Origin of the sequence: Gilliamella apicola (genome assembly GCF_003202655.1) — a bacterium.
Lineage (GTDB): Bacteria > Pseudomonadota > Gammaproteobacteria > Enterobacterales > Orbaceae > Gilliamella > Gilliamella apicola_R.
This window is the reverse complement of record NZ_QGLR01000009.1, coordinates 1-15,638: the sequence shown is the minus strand read 5'-3', so window position 1 is coordinate 15,638 and position 15,638 is coordinate 1. Positions and strand designations below refer to the sequence as shown.

The 15,638-nt window shown below is 32.8% G+C and carries 16 protein-coding genes; all 16 read right to left on the bottom strand.

Annotated features, from left to right (window positions below; genetic code table 11):
* Nucleotides 1–2 precede the first annotated feature (2 nt).
* Nucleotides 3–986, bottom strand: coding sequence for a type VI secretion system baseplate subunit TssG (tssG, locus tag DKK70_RS04810; protein ID WP_110432963.1), 984 nt, complete (start codon nucleotides 984–986; stop codon nucleotides 3–5).
* Nucleotides 950–2,713, bottom strand: coding sequence for a type VI secretion system baseplate subunit TssF (tssF, locus tag DKK70_RS04805; protein WP_110432962.1), 1,764 nt, complete (start codon nucleotides 2,711–2,713; stop codon nucleotides 950–952). The genes tssG and tssF overlap by 37 nt, the downstream gene beginning before the upstream one ends.
* A gap of 15 nt (nucleotides 2,714–2,728) precedes the next feature.
* Nucleotides 2,729–3,157, bottom strand: coding sequence for a type VI secretion system baseplate subunit TssE (tssE, locus tag DKK70_RS04800; protein ID WP_110432961.1), 429 nt, complete (start codon nucleotides 3,155–3,157; stop codon nucleotides 2,729–2,731).
* An 8-nt stretch (nucleotides 3,158–3,165) separates the two neighbouring features.
* A complete protein-coding gene (gene tssC / locus DKK70_RS04795) occupies nucleotides 3,166–4,647 on the bottom strand; it encodes a type VI secretion system contractile sheath large subunit (RefSeq protein ID WP_110432960.1) in 1,482 nt (493 codons plus the stop codon).
* 59 nt (nucleotides 4,648–4,706) lie between these two features.
* On the bottom strand, nucleotides 4,707–5,198 hold the full coding sequence (gene tssB / locus DKK70_RS04790; protein WP_110432959.1) for a type VI secretion system contractile sheath small subunit: 492 nt from the start codon (nucleotides 5,196–5,198) through the stop codon (nucleotides 4,707–4,709).
* Between the two features lie 361 nt (nucleotides 5,199–5,559).
* Nucleotides 5,560–5,880: a hypothetical protein gene (locus DKK70_RS04785; RefSeq protein ID WP_110432958.1), complete on the bottom strand. Its 321-nt coding sequence runs from the start codon at nucleotides 5,878–5,880 to the stop codon at nucleotides 5,560–5,562.
* Nucleotides 5,881–6,202: 322 nt separating this feature from the next.
* Nucleotides 6,203–7,075: a DUF6882 domain-containing protein gene (locus DKK70_RS04780; RefSeq protein WP_110432957.1), complete on the bottom strand. Its 873-nt coding sequence runs from the start codon at nucleotides 7,073–7,075 to the stop codon at nucleotides 6,203–6,205.
* A gap of 36 nt (nucleotides 7,076–7,111) precedes the next feature.
* Nucleotides 7,112–7,273 (bottom strand): hypothetical protein, encoded by a 162-nt coding sequence (locus DKK70_RS16690; RefSeq protein ID WP_181415916.1) that lies wholly within the window; start codon nucleotides 7,271–7,273, stop codon nucleotides 7,112–7,114.
* Between the two features lie 639 nt (nucleotides 7,274–7,912).
* Nucleotides 7,913–8,104, bottom strand: a complete 192-nt coding sequence (locus DKK70_RS04775; RefSeq protein ID WP_110432956.1) for a hypothetical protein — start codon at nucleotides 8,102–8,104, stop codon at nucleotides 7,913–7,915.
* A gap of 453 nt (nucleotides 8,105–8,557) precedes the next feature.
* Nucleotides 8,558–9,283 carry a DUF6882 domain-containing protein gene (locus DKK70_RS04770; protein ID WP_110432955.1) on the bottom strand — a complete coding sequence of 242 codons (726 nt, stop codon included), beginning with the start codon at nucleotides 9,281–9,283 and terminating at the stop codon, nucleotides 8,558–8,560.
* 312 nt (nucleotides 9,284–9,595) lie between these two features.
* The gene (locus DKK70_RS04765) at nucleotides 9,596–10,030 is read right to left on the bottom strand and encodes an NTF2 fold immunity protein (RefSeq protein WP_181415915.1); all 435 of its coding nucleotides are present in this window, start codon (nucleotides 10,028–10,030) and stop codon (nucleotides 9,596–9,598) included.
* A 485-nt stretch (nucleotides 10,031–10,515) separates the two neighbouring features.
* On the bottom strand, nucleotides 10,516–10,941 hold the full coding sequence (locus DKK70_RS04760; RefSeq protein ID WP_110432953.1) for a hypothetical protein: 426 nt from the start codon (nucleotides 10,939–10,941) through the stop codon (nucleotides 10,516–10,518).
* 589 nt (nucleotides 10,942–11,530) lie between these two features.
* Nucleotides 11,531–11,974 carry an NTF2 fold immunity protein gene (locus tag DKK70_RS04755; protein WP_219999685.1) on the bottom strand — a complete coding sequence of 148 codons (444 nt, stop codon included), beginning with the start codon at nucleotides 11,972–11,974 and terminating at the stop codon, nucleotides 11,531–11,533.
* Between the two features lie 675 nt (nucleotides 11,975–12,649).
* Complete coding sequence (locus tag DKK70_RS04750) at nucleotides 12,650–13,084, bottom strand: NTF2 fold immunity protein (RefSeq protein ID WP_110432951.1); 435 nt, start codon at nucleotides 13,082–13,084, stop codon at nucleotides 12,650–12,652.
* Nucleotides 13,085–14,165: 1,081 nt separating this feature from the next.
* Nucleotides 14,166–14,600: an NTF2 fold immunity protein gene (locus DKK70_RS04745; protein WP_181415914.1), complete on the bottom strand. Its 435-nt coding sequence runs from the start codon at nucleotides 14,598–14,600 to the stop codon at nucleotides 14,166–14,168.
* Nucleotides 14,601–14,613: 13 nt separating this feature from the next.
* On the bottom strand, nucleotides 14,614–15,638 hold a 1,025-nt coding region (locus tag DKK70_RS17325; RefSeq protein WP_181415913.1), incomplete at its 5' end, for an RHS repeat-associated core domain-containing protein.

Here is a 15,638-nt window from a genome sequence, read left to right as displayed (position 1 = left end):
TTTTATTCTCTCATACAAATGGTAACACTTGGATAATCTGGCATTTCACCAATAAAAGTAGTCCAACCTAATAAACAACTAATGTCATCACCTAACGTCATTTCAGTTAATTGATTTTTAGCTAGGGAAAGTTTGACATCAAAGGCAAACTGATCACGTAAAATAAATGACACAAACGTTTTCAATGGTTCAAACGTATCACCGGAAGGTAAAAAAGAGAGATAACGTTTAACCGTCAAATTACCTAAACATAAAATAAATTTTCCATTACAATCATCAACACAATCACCAATAACAAAATTTTCACCTAGCTCACTATTTTTTTCACCCAAGTTAGTCTGTTGATCTTCTGGAATAGGTACTAGCCTCTCTTGCCATGAAATAATCGAAACATCATCTAAATCAAAGCAATGAGCAATTAAGCCACTAATTACTTCGGGAGAACGTGTAGAATCAGAAAGTAATCCTACATAAGATAACATTTTGCTGTGATTAATTTTTAATGCTTGCCTTATCATTGGATTTTCTAAACCAGCGAATGCAAACATTCTTTGGGAAAAAGAATCTTTTCCGTCTTTATAAGAAATATAATAACGATATTTCCGCCAAATACGGTGAATAAGCGTCGTGAAACGATGATTGAATAAATCAAGAAAATTGTTCATACCTGGTTCATCTTGGGCATAACTCCAAGCTAACTCTTCCAGATAAAAACTTGGCAAAGGAGACTGACTACCTTGAAGCCCTAAAAAGGTGGTTTCTAAAAGATAATGTCCATCTTTATCCTTTTTTAAATCAGCAATATCACTTTTAGGAAAAGCTAAGGTACCACTTGACTTAAAGCGAACTAATTCATCTTCAGGAAAAATATCCTTATTTAAATCATCCTGCCGATCGTATATTTTATAAATTAACTCTAGCAGTTGATAAAAACTATATGTTTTCGGGTCTATATCAGCAAGTGCTGCCCGATTTTCACTGGCCATGTGTAGTGCTCCTGATTATCAACATTGATCACATTTAACAAATGAAATGAATTTAATGCGGCTTGTTGAGCAAAAAAGTGAGCCAATACAGTACTCCATACATAAAGGTCACCTTCGGATTTAAAGACTGATTGACTTAAATATAAGTAAGTTTCAACTCCTCTAACAATAAGACCATTTTTCAATTTACGTTCGACTTGCTTTGAATCAATTTCCACAATACCACTAATGACTTTTAATAAACTTTTTTCTTCTTGTCTGTTATGCATTGCAGGAAAATGATAGCTTTGAAAAAGTTGCTTCAAGATATCTTTTTGTAATAATGAATTATAATTTTTTGCTAAATTTGAAATTGTTGTCCAATATTGAGTTTCATCAATCATTGGCACTAATTGCAAGGTGGGACGAATAATATTAGTTAAATATACCTGTATATGATTTTCCAATGAAATAACTTGTTTTAATTCTCCAATTTTTAAGTTAGAGGGTTTATCTTTATTTGAGCATAATAAGGTGACAGAGATTGTTTCAATCTTATTGATCCAATTCTCTTCGTCTCCACGTATAAAAGAGAGCCAGTGACGAATTGCTAACGTACGTTTATCTTGCGTTTCTACGACATTATAAAAGAGTTTGTCTCTACCTTTATCAAATTGATGTTGATGATCAAAACTATTAAAATCAACATATTCAGCTCTCTTTTTACCGTTCTTATTTCGCCTTGAACCACTTTCAACTTTTGTTACAGTAAAAATTTCGAATTGGTCACTATTTTGATAGCTAGCTACTAATGGATATTTCTCTTTTTTGCCATCGAGAAGAATCGGTTCACTATCATGAGAAAATAAATTTATCGCCGGCACACAATTAAGCTTAATCATGTTCTTACGTAATTTAATTCGAGAATCAAACATGTGACTAAAGGAGATCTTTAATTGAAACTCTGAATAATCAATGCTATCAGGTAGTATATGATCATCTTGATGAGAAAGCTGCAAAAAAAGGAAGGCTTCAGGAAAAGCAAAATATTCATGAAGAATTCTAAATCCTTTATTGGTGTTCTCTGCGTAAGGCAATAGAGATTGTTCACGACTAAAACCAATTGGACTAAATTGTAAATTAGTGAGGGGCAATTCAACACCATTAATTACAATACAACCAGATTCTACATAATTCATTAGCATCATATACAAAATCGAACCGACATAACTATCTTCACCAAGATAAAATTGAAGATCATTAAGATTACGAGGTTTAAAGTTAGTATCCAACTTAAAATGAATAATCAGCGAATCATTTTGTAACTGACGTGAGAGTTGTAAATCACTAATAATCAATGGAGTAACTATCAAATCACGACAAGTTTGGAAAGTATAAGGAAATAAAGTTTGAGTTTGATAATAGACATTATTTCCTCTAGGCAACATCACTTGTTGGGTTTCATCGTTGATTGATGCTTCAAGAATAGTTAGGCTCGGAATCGGTTTTAAATAGTTTGGCCACAGTAAAACCAAAAGCGATTGGATTAATTCAGGAAAATCATGTTTTAGCTTTAATTTAAGCGTACTTGTAATATAAGCAAGCCCTTCAATAAGCCTTTCGACATCGGGATCTGTCTCTTCCTCAATTATAAACTGAAGTAATTGAGGATTAACTTTAGCAAAATCACGCACTACATTTCGAACAAATGTGATTTCATCCTGAAATTGTTCTGCAACTAACGACATAAGGTCAATCCTGAATTAATCAAAAAAGTAATGTTGCCTATTATCAATATACATTCTGAACGTTACGTTATCCGTACCCAGCTCATCTTTCACAACCGCTAGGATTTCGAATTGCATTGTCAATGCATCATCTTCATTTGTTCGAGAAACCACCGTGACTTCAACAATGCGTGGTTCATATTGCATTATACAGTCTTTGATAGCCCGACAAACTTCAGCTCTAATTTCTGATGCACTTATAGTTGCATCATTTAAATCAACAACACCGATAGATTTTGCACTTTGACAACCACCTGGACGGCTGTTAAGAATTCTAGATAAATTATACTTAATCGAATCCAATCGATTTTTATCTACTCGATAATCATCTCGATTGGACTCAGTATTTATACGATCAAACAAGCTTTGCTGTTGATCGTTCTTCCATCTTAACAAGGCTGCCATAACAAATTTTATTCTTTGTCTAAGCGGCCAACTAATGATAATTCAAAATTAGCACCCATGTATTTAAAATGTGGGCGAACTAATAATTCTACTTGATACCAACCTGGATCGCCTTCAACATCAGAAACAGCAACTTGCGCCGCACGTAATGGTTTACGACTACGAACATCTGCAGGAGGATTTTCTTGATCAGCCACATATTGTTTAAGCCAAACATTTAAACCGCGTTCTATATCAGCTCGTTCCTTCCAAGAACCAATTTGTTCACGTTGTAACACTTTAATATAATGTGCTAATCGATTAATGATAAACATATAAGGCAACTGTGTACCTAGTTTATAGTTAGTTTCAGCATTTTTTCCTTCTTTCGTATTTGCGAATCGTTTAGGCATTTGTACTGAATTTGCGGAGAAAAATGCTGCATTATCCGAACCTTTTCTCATCGTTAAAGCAATAAAGCCTTGTTCCGATAATTCAAATTCACGTCGATCAGAAATAAGTGTTTCTGTAGGAATTTTTGCTTGAAGTTCACCCATTGACTCATATAAATGGACAGGCAAATCTTCAACTGCCCCACCACTTTGAGGACCAATAATATTGGCGCAAAAACGATATTTGGCAAAACTTTCAGTAATACGTGATGCAAAAGTAAACGCTGAATTGGCCCATAAGAAGTGATTATGATTATCGTCTACTTGTTCATTATAATTAAACGTTTTAATAGGATTGTCTGAAATCGAATAAGGTAAGCGAGCAAGATAATTACCTGCTAATAAACCACAATATCGAGCATCTTCAGACTCTCTGAATGAACGCCATTTGGCATAAGCTGGGCTTTCAAAAATTGAACTAAGTTCTTTAATTGACGAAAGTTCAGTGTAACTATCCACGCCAAAAAACTTAGGAGACACAGCTGAAATAAATGGAGCATGAGCCATCGCACCAACAGATGTCGCATATTGCAATAATTTAATATCATGAGCGCCTGCGGTAAAAGCATAGTTACCAATAATGGCAGCAACAGGCTCACCACCAAATTGCCCATATTCAGCTGAGTAAATGTGTTTAAAAAAGCCACTTTGCACTATCTCAGGTGAATATTCAAAATCTTCCAATAACTCTTCTTTGGTTGCATGCATCAATTGAATTTTAATATTTTCACGAAAATCTGTTCTATCAACCAATAATTTTATTCCACGCCAAGCACTTTCAACTTGTTGGAATTTTTCATGATGCAAAATTTCATCCATTTGTGCAGATATTTTTTTATCCACCTCGGCAATCATTTGATCAACAAGTATCTTATTAATCGGTTCTTCTTTATTGTCGCTTTCTAACATTTTAGCGATGAAGGCAGCTACACCTTTTTTAGCGGTTTCATAACCTTCTTCTGACGGCTCTAGGCGAGATTTCGACATGATTTGATCAAGTAGGCTACTTTCTTGAACTACTGTTGATTCTTGAAGAGCATTAGATTCTGCTTTAGACATATACCAGATTCCTTATTTAATTTATTATTAATCCCATAATTACTATATATACAAGAAAGTTATTCGTTCTCAGAAAGTTTTAACTCATCTAATAAATTTTTTCTTGATACTTCATCAGTCAATACATTAGCAATCGCCTCTCTAAAAGCTTTGATATTTCCCATAGGACCTTTTAGAGCAGTGAGTGCTTCGCGCAATTGGATTAAATTATTGATTTCTGGTACTTGTTGTGCAATGTTATCAGGATTAAAAGAAGAAAGATTTTTGATATCAAGATTGATTGACAATTCATCATCTGAATTATCTTCCAGCTTATTTGGCACGTTAAATGACAAATTTATTGCTGATTTTTCCATTACATCATTGAAGTTATTTTTGTTTATAGAGACTAGCTGACGTTCTTCGATCGATTTATCTTCAGCTCTACCTTTGTGATCACCAACAACAACTAGGTTTAGAGGTAATTCCTTTTCTTCAACCTGATCGCCTGTTGCCGGCACGTACTTAATATTGATTCTCTCTTTTGGAGCAACACTGGTACTTTTACTCATAGATACACCACCTTTACATAAATTAAACAACCATTACTATTACCTAACTACTATTTAAATTAAAAAAGTTCTGTTATTCTACTTCTAGTGTAAAACTAATACTAACATAATATACACAATATCGCAGTAAAAAACTATTTTTTATGATACAAAACAGAATATATTATGCTATTTGCATGATATTTATAACTTTTTTTCCTGAATTAACAATCGATTTATTGCTTTGATATGCGTTTTTAGAACAATTTTTCAACAACGTTATAGTGTTGGATTTTTAGAAGTGAGTTTCAACGATAATAACAGTAAAATAGCATTCCTTAGTTGGCAGATATTTACTGTAATAAAAATTAATATCTATTTATTATTTAAATATAACTTTACAATAAAATCCCTCCCTATCATCAATTGCGGTAACTAACTCATATATGATAGTGTTATCTAATAAATTCCGTTGATAATAAGTAAAACGAGAATATTGAATAAAGGATATCAGAGACATAAATAACTCGCTCGCTATTGTTCTCGAAGGTTGATTCAATTCAACTTCCACAAAATATTTACTATCTTTAGTTGAAACTTCATAATCAAAAACACACTCCTTATCTCGAAAAAAAACATCTATTTCAGACGAAATACCGGGATCTGTAATCAACTTAATACTGCTTATAATACTTTCAATCATGACTATATCTATTGTTTTCGCTATTTGGGATTTAGACCTAAAATTTAATACTGGTGCTTGGCTGCTAAATTTAATATTACCTTAAAAAGTTTAATTGATATTTTCGTTCTACAACCAAGCTCTCAACGGAATATACTATCGTTTTTTCGGTTGAGTTTAACATAATATAACTGACCAATTAGTAAAACGGAGTAAAAGAACAGCTATTTTCTCTGTTATTTCTAATCAGTCATTTATATATTCAAAACAGAATTTTTCTACTTCCTACCCAATTAATATTTTGTTAATAAACTTTTATCTCTGTTTTCACTAATAATCGCTTTTAGCCTTTTAGTCCAATTAAGCGCGATAAATTATCAAATTCTGCGGTAATTTGTTTATTACCTTTGGTTGCGATCAGCTTTGAACCATCATCAAAGGTTATTTGATAATTTTTAGCTAGCAAATAGTGTTTTATTGCAGCATAGTGATTAACGTCATAATTGGCAATTAATTGCGGGATTACGCTAGCAACGCGGTTATGAGTGTCGTTCTTTTTATGAATTTGGTCAATTTCCTTATTGTTAAAGGTTAGCACCAGTGTACCTGAACCAAAGTTAGCGACATAATAACCACTTGAGTTAAACATACCACTAGCAATAAGTCCAAATATAGGGAGATCGTCTTCGGTGGCATCAAATTTAGCCTTTTTAAATAAATCAATATTGTTCTTTTCACCATATTTTTTAAGTTCAAAAGACTGCTCGATCACATCTATAGGAAGATCTGATTGTTCATTTGCCCAAGCCCAAAGCCAAGTTTTGGTCGAATGCGAAAAGGTTCCCAATAACTGAAAAGAACATAATAAATCATCATCAAAAACAAGTTCCTGTTCATCCATATCAATTTGCCAAGGCTTACCGACAATAAGATCTTCTAAATCCATTTGTTTTTCAAAACTACTCCCTCCATATTGTTCAATAAGGGCTTGTAATGGGTGTTTTCCTTGATATTGTTCGGTATTAAGATTAGTTAAAATTACGCCATTGTCGCGTTGTGACTCTTTAATGTCTCTAGACAAACGACCATCAGGCTCGCTACTAACATAAAAGAGTGTGTTAAATTGGGCAGGAACTTCTGTTTCATTTTGCAACTGAGAACCATAACTAGTTAGTGATATTGTCAATAACATCAGTAAAACTAAATATTTTTTCATTGGTATTACCTCCTTTATCTCAATTATTCAATAATATTAACTTACTACCAGATTCAATAATTTACCTGGTAGATAAATAACTTTGCGAATTATAGTAGCGGTTAAGTATTTTTGAATATTGGGATCTTGTTTCGCTTGCTCTACAACAAATTGGTCAAATTTTTTAATTTTTGATAATAATTTTTTCCATAATTTCATATCGTCCTTCCTTTTAGATCTAAATATTACTCATTATTTTAAATAATTTAATTTTTATAAATTCACCCAATAAATTTTTTAAGATGATGTTATCAATTTGCTAGTTGCTATTTCAGCGATTAAGTAAGAAAAATAACCTAAAAGCTTTTTATCATGACTCACTTCCGGTTTTGCATGCTCAATTATTAAGCAAACGATTGATACAGTCAAGTTAACTATTCTTATGTAAAATCATAGAGATTGAGATAGATAAAATCTATTAACGTTTTCGCTACCTTTTGGTGAACTGCCGTTATAACACTGGTTTAATTTTCGCTTGATATGTCGCTTCGCGATATCGAACTTATGATAATACTTACTCAATTTATTAGTCATAACGGCTATTACGGTTGGGATAAATTAGCAATGAATACAGTAAATGGTGTTTGCGTGATTTAATTTCATGTCAATTACGTCGTTTATCAAACAAATCGCCTAAACTGCGGTTAGGATAGATTAGAAATAAATGCAAAAAATCACAGTCTACCTGATTTGATTAATGGTGATTAACTAGTTACCAAAAACAGAGGAGGAATACGGCTATACCGCTAATAATCAATTTTACAAAAAGCCGGATGGCTATCCGGCGTTTAACTGTTCTTAATATTGTGGTATATGGGTTTCATAAATCGGTACAAAATCAGTTAAAACCAATCCCCACCGATAATCAACTAACGCGAGTAATTCATCAATTTTTTGAAAATAATAGCGCTCATAAGAATTTATACTGTCAATGAATAAATCACGTTTCTCTAGGTTAGGATCCGCATAATAAGATTCAATCTTATACAAATAAAAAACATTATAACTATCAGTAATTGGTCTATTTAACCGTTCGATATAAATTTCACTTAAAGAGTATTTATATGAATCATCTTCTATTGACGATTTAATTTTTTCCTCATCATATTTGATTGAATCAAGCTCAAAAAAACGAGTTTTATCATTCTATTGCTTTTCTGCAAATTGCCCGCGCATTTCATATGGATATGGATGATAAGGATTATTATATGTTGTCTTTGTCATACTTATAAAATTTCCTTATGTTTATTCCTTTTAATCTATCGAGCTGAAACTATCACGGCAAATAATAGCGCCAGATTAAAGCAAACATAAGAATCCTCCTTAGAGCATATACAACTATATGAGCATTCTTATGGCATATAACATAAATGTTTAGTTATTTTCTACCTAATTAATATTTTGTTAATAAACTTTTATCTATGTTCTCACTAATAATCGCTTTTAACCTTTTAGTCCAATTAAGCGCGATGAATTATCAAATTCTGCACTGATTTGGTTTTCCCCTTTGGTTGCGATCAATTTTAAACCATCATCAAAGGTTATTTGATAATTTTTAGCCAGCAAATAGTGTTTTATTGCAGCATAGTGATTAACGTCATAATTGGCAATTAATTGCGGGATTACGCTAGCAACGCGGTTATGAGTGTCGTTCTTTTTATGAATTTGTTCAATATCTTCATTATTAAAAGTTAACACCAATGTACCTTGACCATAATCAGCAACATAATAACCACTTGAATTAAACATACCACTAGCAATAATTCCAAATAAATGTAGATCGTCTTCGGTGGCATCAAATTTGGGAAATTTTAATAATTCAATATTGTTCTTTTCACCAATTTTTTTAAGCTCAAGAGACTGCTCGATAATATTTTTCGGAAGTTGTGATTGTTCATTACCCCAAGCCCAAAGCCAAGTCTCGGATGAATGCGAAAAGGTTCCCAATAGCTGAAAAGAACAATATAAATCATCGCCAAAAACAAGTTGCTGTTTGGCCATATCAATTTGCCAAGGCTTACCGTAAATAATATCTTCAAGATCCATTTGCTTTTCAAAAGCAAGTCCAATATATTGTTCGATAAGATCTTCAAATGTTTGCTTTTCTTGATTTTCTCCAGATTGGTCAAGTTTTTTATTTTTAGCAAATAAATTTTTATAAAAATTCATATATCATCCTTATTTAGTTATAAATATAACCTATTTTAATATACTTGATTATTAAGCAAATAAGTCACGTGGTCAAGTTAACCTTCTTATGCAAAATCATTGAACTGAAACTAGATAAAATATATTAACATTATCGTTTCCTAACTTTCAGCACTGGTTAGTATATCAAGCTTAATTTTCGTTTTACATTTAGCTAGTATGATATTTAACTTATAATGCTTTTTATTACTTAAACTATATTTAAAACTGCGATTTAAAAGCTTACTACACTTACTGCAAATTAAAATCGTTAAGCCTTAATTTAACTATCCTCTACAGAATCCACCTTTCCCATTTATCGTCTTTGTCATCATAAGCTTCTTTTTTATCGATTCGCCACTCTTTATTTTTATAGTGAAGCGTATAACGATAGCGATATTCCAAGATAGAATGATCTTGGGTTTCAATGGCAATTTTATTTTTCTTTAACACTTCGGTTGCCAGTATTTCTTCATCAGGAGAATATTCTGGTGGATATCTAGTATTTAACGCAGCTTGCCTACCATATTTCCGCTCTCTTAAAGTAAGATAAGTATTATATATTGCATCAAGCTCCTCTCCCTTTTTGGGGTCCAAGGATTCTAACTTTTCATATTCACCTTTGTCTACGTAGTCCATAGTTAAATTACCATAATATACTTCCCATTTATTCATTGCGATAATAAATTTCTTTAGTACGGCTACTGCTTCTTGTATATTGGGTTCCATAATGCATCCTTCCATTTACTAACCAGCTAATTTATCAATACCATTACAGATAATAACGCTACCATAGTTTAAGCACAAGTATATTAATCCGGTTATGCAAATCAATGTAAATATTTAGATTATCTAACACTTTTTTAAATTAGGATAGATTAGAAATAGATGAAGAAAATAGTGGTTTGGGTGATTTAACTTCATGTCAATTATGCCGTTTATCAAACAACTTGCCTAAACTGCAGTTAGGATAAATTAGAAATAGATGCATAAAATAGTGGTTTGGGTGATTTAACTTCATGTCAATTACGTAGTTTATCAAACAAATTTCCTAAACTACGGTTAGGATAGATTAGAAATAGATGCAAAAAATAACGGTCTACCTGATTTGATTAATGGTGATTAACTAGTACCAAAACATAAGTGGAATAAGGCTATGTAACTAATAATTAATTTTATAAAAAGCCGGATGGCTATCCGGCTGTTAACTGTTTTTAATATGATGGTATATGAGTTTTATGTTTCTGTACAAAATCACTTAAAACCAATCCCCACTTATGATTAGCAAATTCGAGTAATTCATCAATGTTTTGAAAATAATAACGTTCATGACAATAAGTGCTTTCATTAAATAATTCAGGATCGTCTTGATTAGGATCCGCATAATAAGTTTTAATATAATACAAATAAAAAACAATATCACTATCAGTAATTGGTCTATTTAACCGTTCGATATATGTGTCATATCCAGAGTGTTCAAACATATCATTTTCTTTTAACCATTTAATTTCTTCTTCATCATATTTAAATGAATGAACCTCAAAAAAACGAGTCTTATCTTTCTCCTGTTTTTCTGCAAATTGTCCGCGCATCTCATATGGATATGGATGATAAGGATTATTATATGTTGTCTTTGTCATGATTATACAATTTCCTTATGGTTATTTCCTTTAATCTAGGGAACTGGAACTATCATAGTAAACAATAGCGCTAGATTAAAATATGCACAAGTATGTTTATCAACTTTTGCTAACCAATATACTTATTTAGATTATCTACCCCCCTTCTAGGTTAGGCTAGTCTCATAAGTTAACTGTCAGAATAAATTGGAAATAAATACAGAATCAAGTAAATCGTCTAAATTAACGGTTAGGATAGATTAGAAATAGATGAAGAAAATAGTGGTTTGGGTGATTTAACTTCATGTCAATTATGTCGTTTATCAAGCAACTTGCCTAAACTACGGTTAGAATAGATTAGAAATAGATGAAGAAAATAGTGGTTTACATGATTTTATTTCATGTCAATTACGCCGTTTATTAGGCTAGTCTTCTAGTATCTGTATTTTAAATAGGCAAAATATGAAGGTTCAGTTAAAACCTGACCGGTTTTAACTGATTGAAGATGGCAACGATGTATATTAAGAGTGAACTATATTTAAAACCGCGATTTAAAAGTTTGCTGCACTTACTGCAAATTAATATCGCTAAACTTTAATTTAACTACCCACTATAATGGCAATATTTCCCATTTATCGTCTTCGTCTCTATAGACTTCTTTTTTATCGATTCGCCACTCTTTATTTTTATAGTGAAGTGTATAACGATAGCGATATTCGAAGATAGAATGATCTTGGGTTTCAATGGCAATTTTATTCTTCTTTAACACTTCGGTTGCCAGTATTTCTTCATCGGGAGAATATTCTGGTGGATATCCTACATTTAAAGCAGATTGCCTACCATATTTCCGCTCTCTTAAAGTAAGATAAGTATTATATATTGCATTAAGCTCCTCTCTCTTTTTGGGGCTCAGGGGAGTTAACTTTTTACCTTGGTCCATGTAGTCCATAGTTAAATTATAATAATATACTTCCCATTTATTCATTGCGATAATAAATTTTTTTAGTACTGCTACTGCTTCTTGTATATTAGGTTCCATAATGCATCCTTCCATTTACTAACCAGCTAATTTATCAATACCATTACAGATAATAACGCTGCCATAGTTTAAGTGCAAGTATATTAATCCGGTTATGCAAACCAATGTAAATATTTAGATTATCTAACACTTTTTTAAATTAGGATAGGTTAGAAATAGATGAAGAAAATAGTGGTTTACATGATTTGATTTCATGTCAATTATGTCGTTTATCAAACAAATCGCCTAAACTGCGGTTAGGATAGATTAGAGATAGATGAAGAAAATAGTGGTTTACATGATTTGATTTCATGTCAATTACCCCGTTTATCAAGCAACTTGCCTAAACTGCGGTTAGGATAAATTAGAAGATGAAGAAAATAGTGGTTTACATGATTTGATTTCATGTCAATTACCCCGTTTATCAAGCAACTTGCCTAAACTGCGGTTAGGGTAGATTAGAAATAGATGAAGAAAATAGTGGTTTACATGATTTTATTTCATGTCAATTACGCCGTTTATTAGGCTAGTCTTCTAGTATCTGTATTTTAAATAGGCAAAATATGAAGGTTCAGTTAAAACCTGACCGGTTTTAACTGATTGAAGATGGCAACGATGTATATTAAGAGTGAACTATATTTAAAACTGCGATTTAAAAGTTTGCTGCACTTACTGCAAATTAATATCGTTAAACTTTAATTTAACTACCCACTATAATGACAATTTTTCCCATTTATCGTTTCTGCGTCTATAGACTTCTTTTTTATCGATTCGCCACTCTTTATTTTTATAGTGAAGCGTATAACGATAGCGATATTTCATAACGGAATGCTCTTGGGTTTCAATGGTAATTTTATTCTTCTTTAACACTTCGGTTGCCAGTATTTCTTCATCGGGAGAATATTCTGGTGGATATTGAGTATCTAAAGCCGCTTGCCTACCGTATTTTCGCTCTTTTAAGGTACAGTAAGTGTTAAATATTGCATTAAGCTCCTCTCCTTTTTTGGCGTCCAAGGGTGCTAACTTTTCATATTCACCTTTGTCAACGTATTCCATAGTTAAAGTATGATAATATACTTCCCATTTATTCATTGCGATAATAAATTTTTTTAGTACTGCTACTGCTTCTTGTATATTAAGTTCCATAATGCGTCCCTCCGTTTTCTAACCAGCTAATTTATCAATACCATTACAGATAATAACGCTGCCATGGTTTAAGCACAAGTATATTAATCCGGTTATGCAAACCAATGTAAATATTTAGATTATCTAACACTTTTTTAAATTAGAATAGATTAGAGATAGATGAAGAAAATAGTGGTTTGGGTGATTTGATTTCATGTCAACTACGCCGTTTATCAAGCAACTTGCCTAAACTGCGGTTAGGATAAATTAGAAATAGATGAAGAAAATGGTGGTTCACATGATTTAACTTCATGTCAACTACGCCGTTTATCAAACAACTTGCCTAAACTGCGGTTAGGATAGATTAGAGATAGATGAAGAAAATAGTGGTTTGGGTGATTTTATTTCATGTCAATTATTTCGTTTATCAAGCAACTTGCCTAAACTGCGGTTAGGATAAATTAGAAATAGATGAAGAAAATGATGGTTTACATGATTTAACTTCATGTCAATTATGCCGTTTATCAAACAACTTGCCTAAACTGCGGTTAGAATAGATTAGAAATAGATGAAGAAAATAGTGGTTCACATGATTTAACTTCATGTCAACTACGCCGTTTATCAAGCAACTTGCCTAAACTGCGGTTAGGATAAATTAGAAATAGATGAAGAAAATGATGGTTTACATGATTTAACTTCATGTCAACTACGCCGTTTATCAAGCAACTTGCCTAAACTGCGGTTAGGATAAATTAGAAATAGATGAAGAAAATAGTGGTTTACATGATTTGATTTCATGTCAATTACCCCGTTTATCAAACAACTTGCCTAAACTGCGGTTAGGGTAGATTAGAAATAGATGAAGAAAATAGTGGTTTACATGATTTTATTTCATGTTAATTACGCCGTTTATTAGGCTAGTCTTCTAGTATCTGTATTTTAAATAGGTAAAATATGAAGGTTCAGTTAAAACCTGACCGGTTTTAACTGATTGAAGATGGCAACGATGTATATTAAGAGTGAACTATATTTAAAACTGCGATTTAAAAGTTTGCTGCACTTACTGCAAATTAATATCGCTAAACTTTAATTTAACTACCCACTATAATGGCAATATTTCCCATTTATCGTCTTCGTCTCTATAGACTTCTTTTTTATCGATTCGCCACTCTTTATTTTTATAGTGAAGTGTATAACGATAGCGATATTCCAAGATAGAATGATCTTGGGTTTCAATAGCAATTTTATTCTTCTTTAACACTTCGGTTGCCAGTATTTCTTCATCGGGAGAATATTCTGCTGGATATCCTACTCTTAAAGAAGATTGCCTACCATATTTCCGCTCTCTTAAAGTAAGATAAGTATTATATATTGCATTAAGCTCCTCTCTCTTTTTGGGGCGCAGGGAATTTAACTTTTCATATTCACCTTTGTCAACGTAGTCCATGCTTAAAGTACAATAATATACTTCCCATTTATTCATTGCGATAATAAATTTTTTTAGTACTGCTACTGCTTCTTGTATATTAGGTTCCATAATGCATCCTCTATTAATTGTCGAACTCTTCATATAACACCACCCTACCTCCTTGTTTAACGGTATAAGTAATCTGGGTAGGTCGCGTTCCACCGTTTGCGTATACAAATTTCCACTCTAAATTTACTGTTCCATGTTTGTTTATATAGTTTCTAATTTTACCTTCAAAAACCCGATAATCACCACGATTTATCTTCTTTAATTGAGGGAATATGTTATCTGTATCAGTGCCTGAACCACCTAAAAGCGCACCTAATATATGGCCTGCATCATCTTTTTGGGTACCACCTCTCGAACGGGCCCAATCACGTGCTTTCTGGTTAGTTGGCGTTCCTGTTCCTATATCAGCTTTCGTAACTATTGCGGATGCTGAAGTTATTTGATTCTGTCCATTTACTTCTATTTTAGGTACTTTCGCTAATCCCAATGGGTCAATCCATGCGAGGGGATCAAACACATAAGCATAGGTATTTTCGCCACCATATAGCCCTATCGGATCTTGGCTAAAATAGCGACCACAATAGGGATCATAGTAACGGTTAAAATTATAGTGTAATCCCGACTCTTGATCAAAATACTGTCCCTGAAATCGTAGATTCTGGGCGGTTGTGCCGGCGGCTATAGCAATTTGACCGTAGGATTTGTAAATACCACTCCAGACGATATCTCCATTGGCGCTGATTAGCTCTTGCGGTGTGCCTAGTTGATCGGTTAGGTAGTAGTAGATCTGACCACCGCGCCCCCGCCCCTGTAACTGCGCCAGGGGAATAAAACTATCCTCACTCGGCTCGTAAATATAGCTGCAACAGCGGTAGTCTTCCGCTTTGCTCCCCTGATTGCGAACCGCCGATGGACTAAAATCGGCATCGTCGGCATGACATTCAGTAATTAATTTATTCCCCTGCCAAAAAAACAGGGTTTTATCCCCGGTTTGCTTATCCGTTTTACTGATACGCCGTCCAAAGGCATCGTAAGTATAAGTGTGTACGGTTTCTACCGCTTGATGAAAATCATTATCCCGATAGTGGCGAATTTTTT

What these genes read in the sequence shown, in the direction of transcription:
- DKK70_RS04765 (WP_181415915.1), bottom strand. Translation starts at nt 10,030, where the DNA reads ATGGAACCCAATATACAAGAAGCAGTAGCCGTACTAAAGAAATTTATT.
- tssE (WP_110432961.1), bottom strand. Translation starts at nt 3,157, where the DNA reads ATGGCAGCCTTGTTAAGATGGAAGAACGATCAACAGCAAAGCTTGTTT.
- DKK70_RS04755 (WP_219999685.1), bottom strand. Translation starts at nt 11,974, where the DNA reads ATGGAAGGATGCATTATGGAACCTAATATACAAGAAGCAGTAGCAGTA.
- tssG (WP_110432963.1), bottom strand. Translation starts at nt 986, where the DNA reads ATGGCCAGTGAAAATCGGGCAGCACTTGCTGATATAGACCCGAAAACA.
- DKK70_RS04745 (WP_181415914.1), bottom strand. Translation starts at nt 14,600, where the DNA reads ATGGAACCTAATATACAAGAAGCAGTAGCAGTACTAAAAAAATTTATT.
- DKK70_RS04750 (WP_110432951.1), bottom strand. Translation starts at nt 13,084, where the DNA reads ATGGAACTTAATATACAAGAAGCAGTAGCAGTACTAAAAAAATTTATT.
- tssC (WP_110432960.1), bottom strand. Translation starts at nt 4,647, where the DNA reads ATGTCTAAAGCAGAATCTAATGCTCTTCAAGAATCAACAGTAGTTCAA.
- DKK70_RS04760 (WP_110432953.1), bottom strand. Translation starts at nt 10,941, where the DNA reads ATGACAAAGACAACATATAATAATCCTTATCATCCATATCCATATGAG.
- DKK70_RS04770 (WP_110432955.1), bottom strand. Translation starts at nt 9,283, where the DNA reads ATGAATTTTTATAAAAATTTATTTGCTAAAAATAAAAAACTTGACCAA.
- tssF (WP_110432962.1), bottom strand. Translation starts at nt 2,713, where the DNA reads ATGTCGTTAGTTGCAGAACAATTTCAGGATGAAATCACATTTGTTCGA.
- tssB (WP_110432959.1), bottom strand. Translation starts at nt 5,198, where the DNA reads ATGAGTAAAAGTACCAGTGTTGCTCCAAAAGAGAGAATCAATATTAAG.
- DKK70_RS04780 (WP_110432957.1), bottom strand. Translation starts at nt 7,075, where the DNA reads ATGAAAAAATATTTAGTTTTACTGATGTTATTGACAATATCACTAACT.
- DKK70_RS16690 (WP_181415916.1), bottom strand. Translation starts at nt 7,273, where the DNA reads ATGAAATTATGGAAAAAATTATTATCAAAAATTAAAAAATTTGACCAA.
- DKK70_RS04785 (WP_110432958.1), bottom strand. Translation starts at nt 5,880, where the DNA reads ATGATTGAAAGTATTATAAGCAGTATTAAGTTGATTACAGATCCCGGT.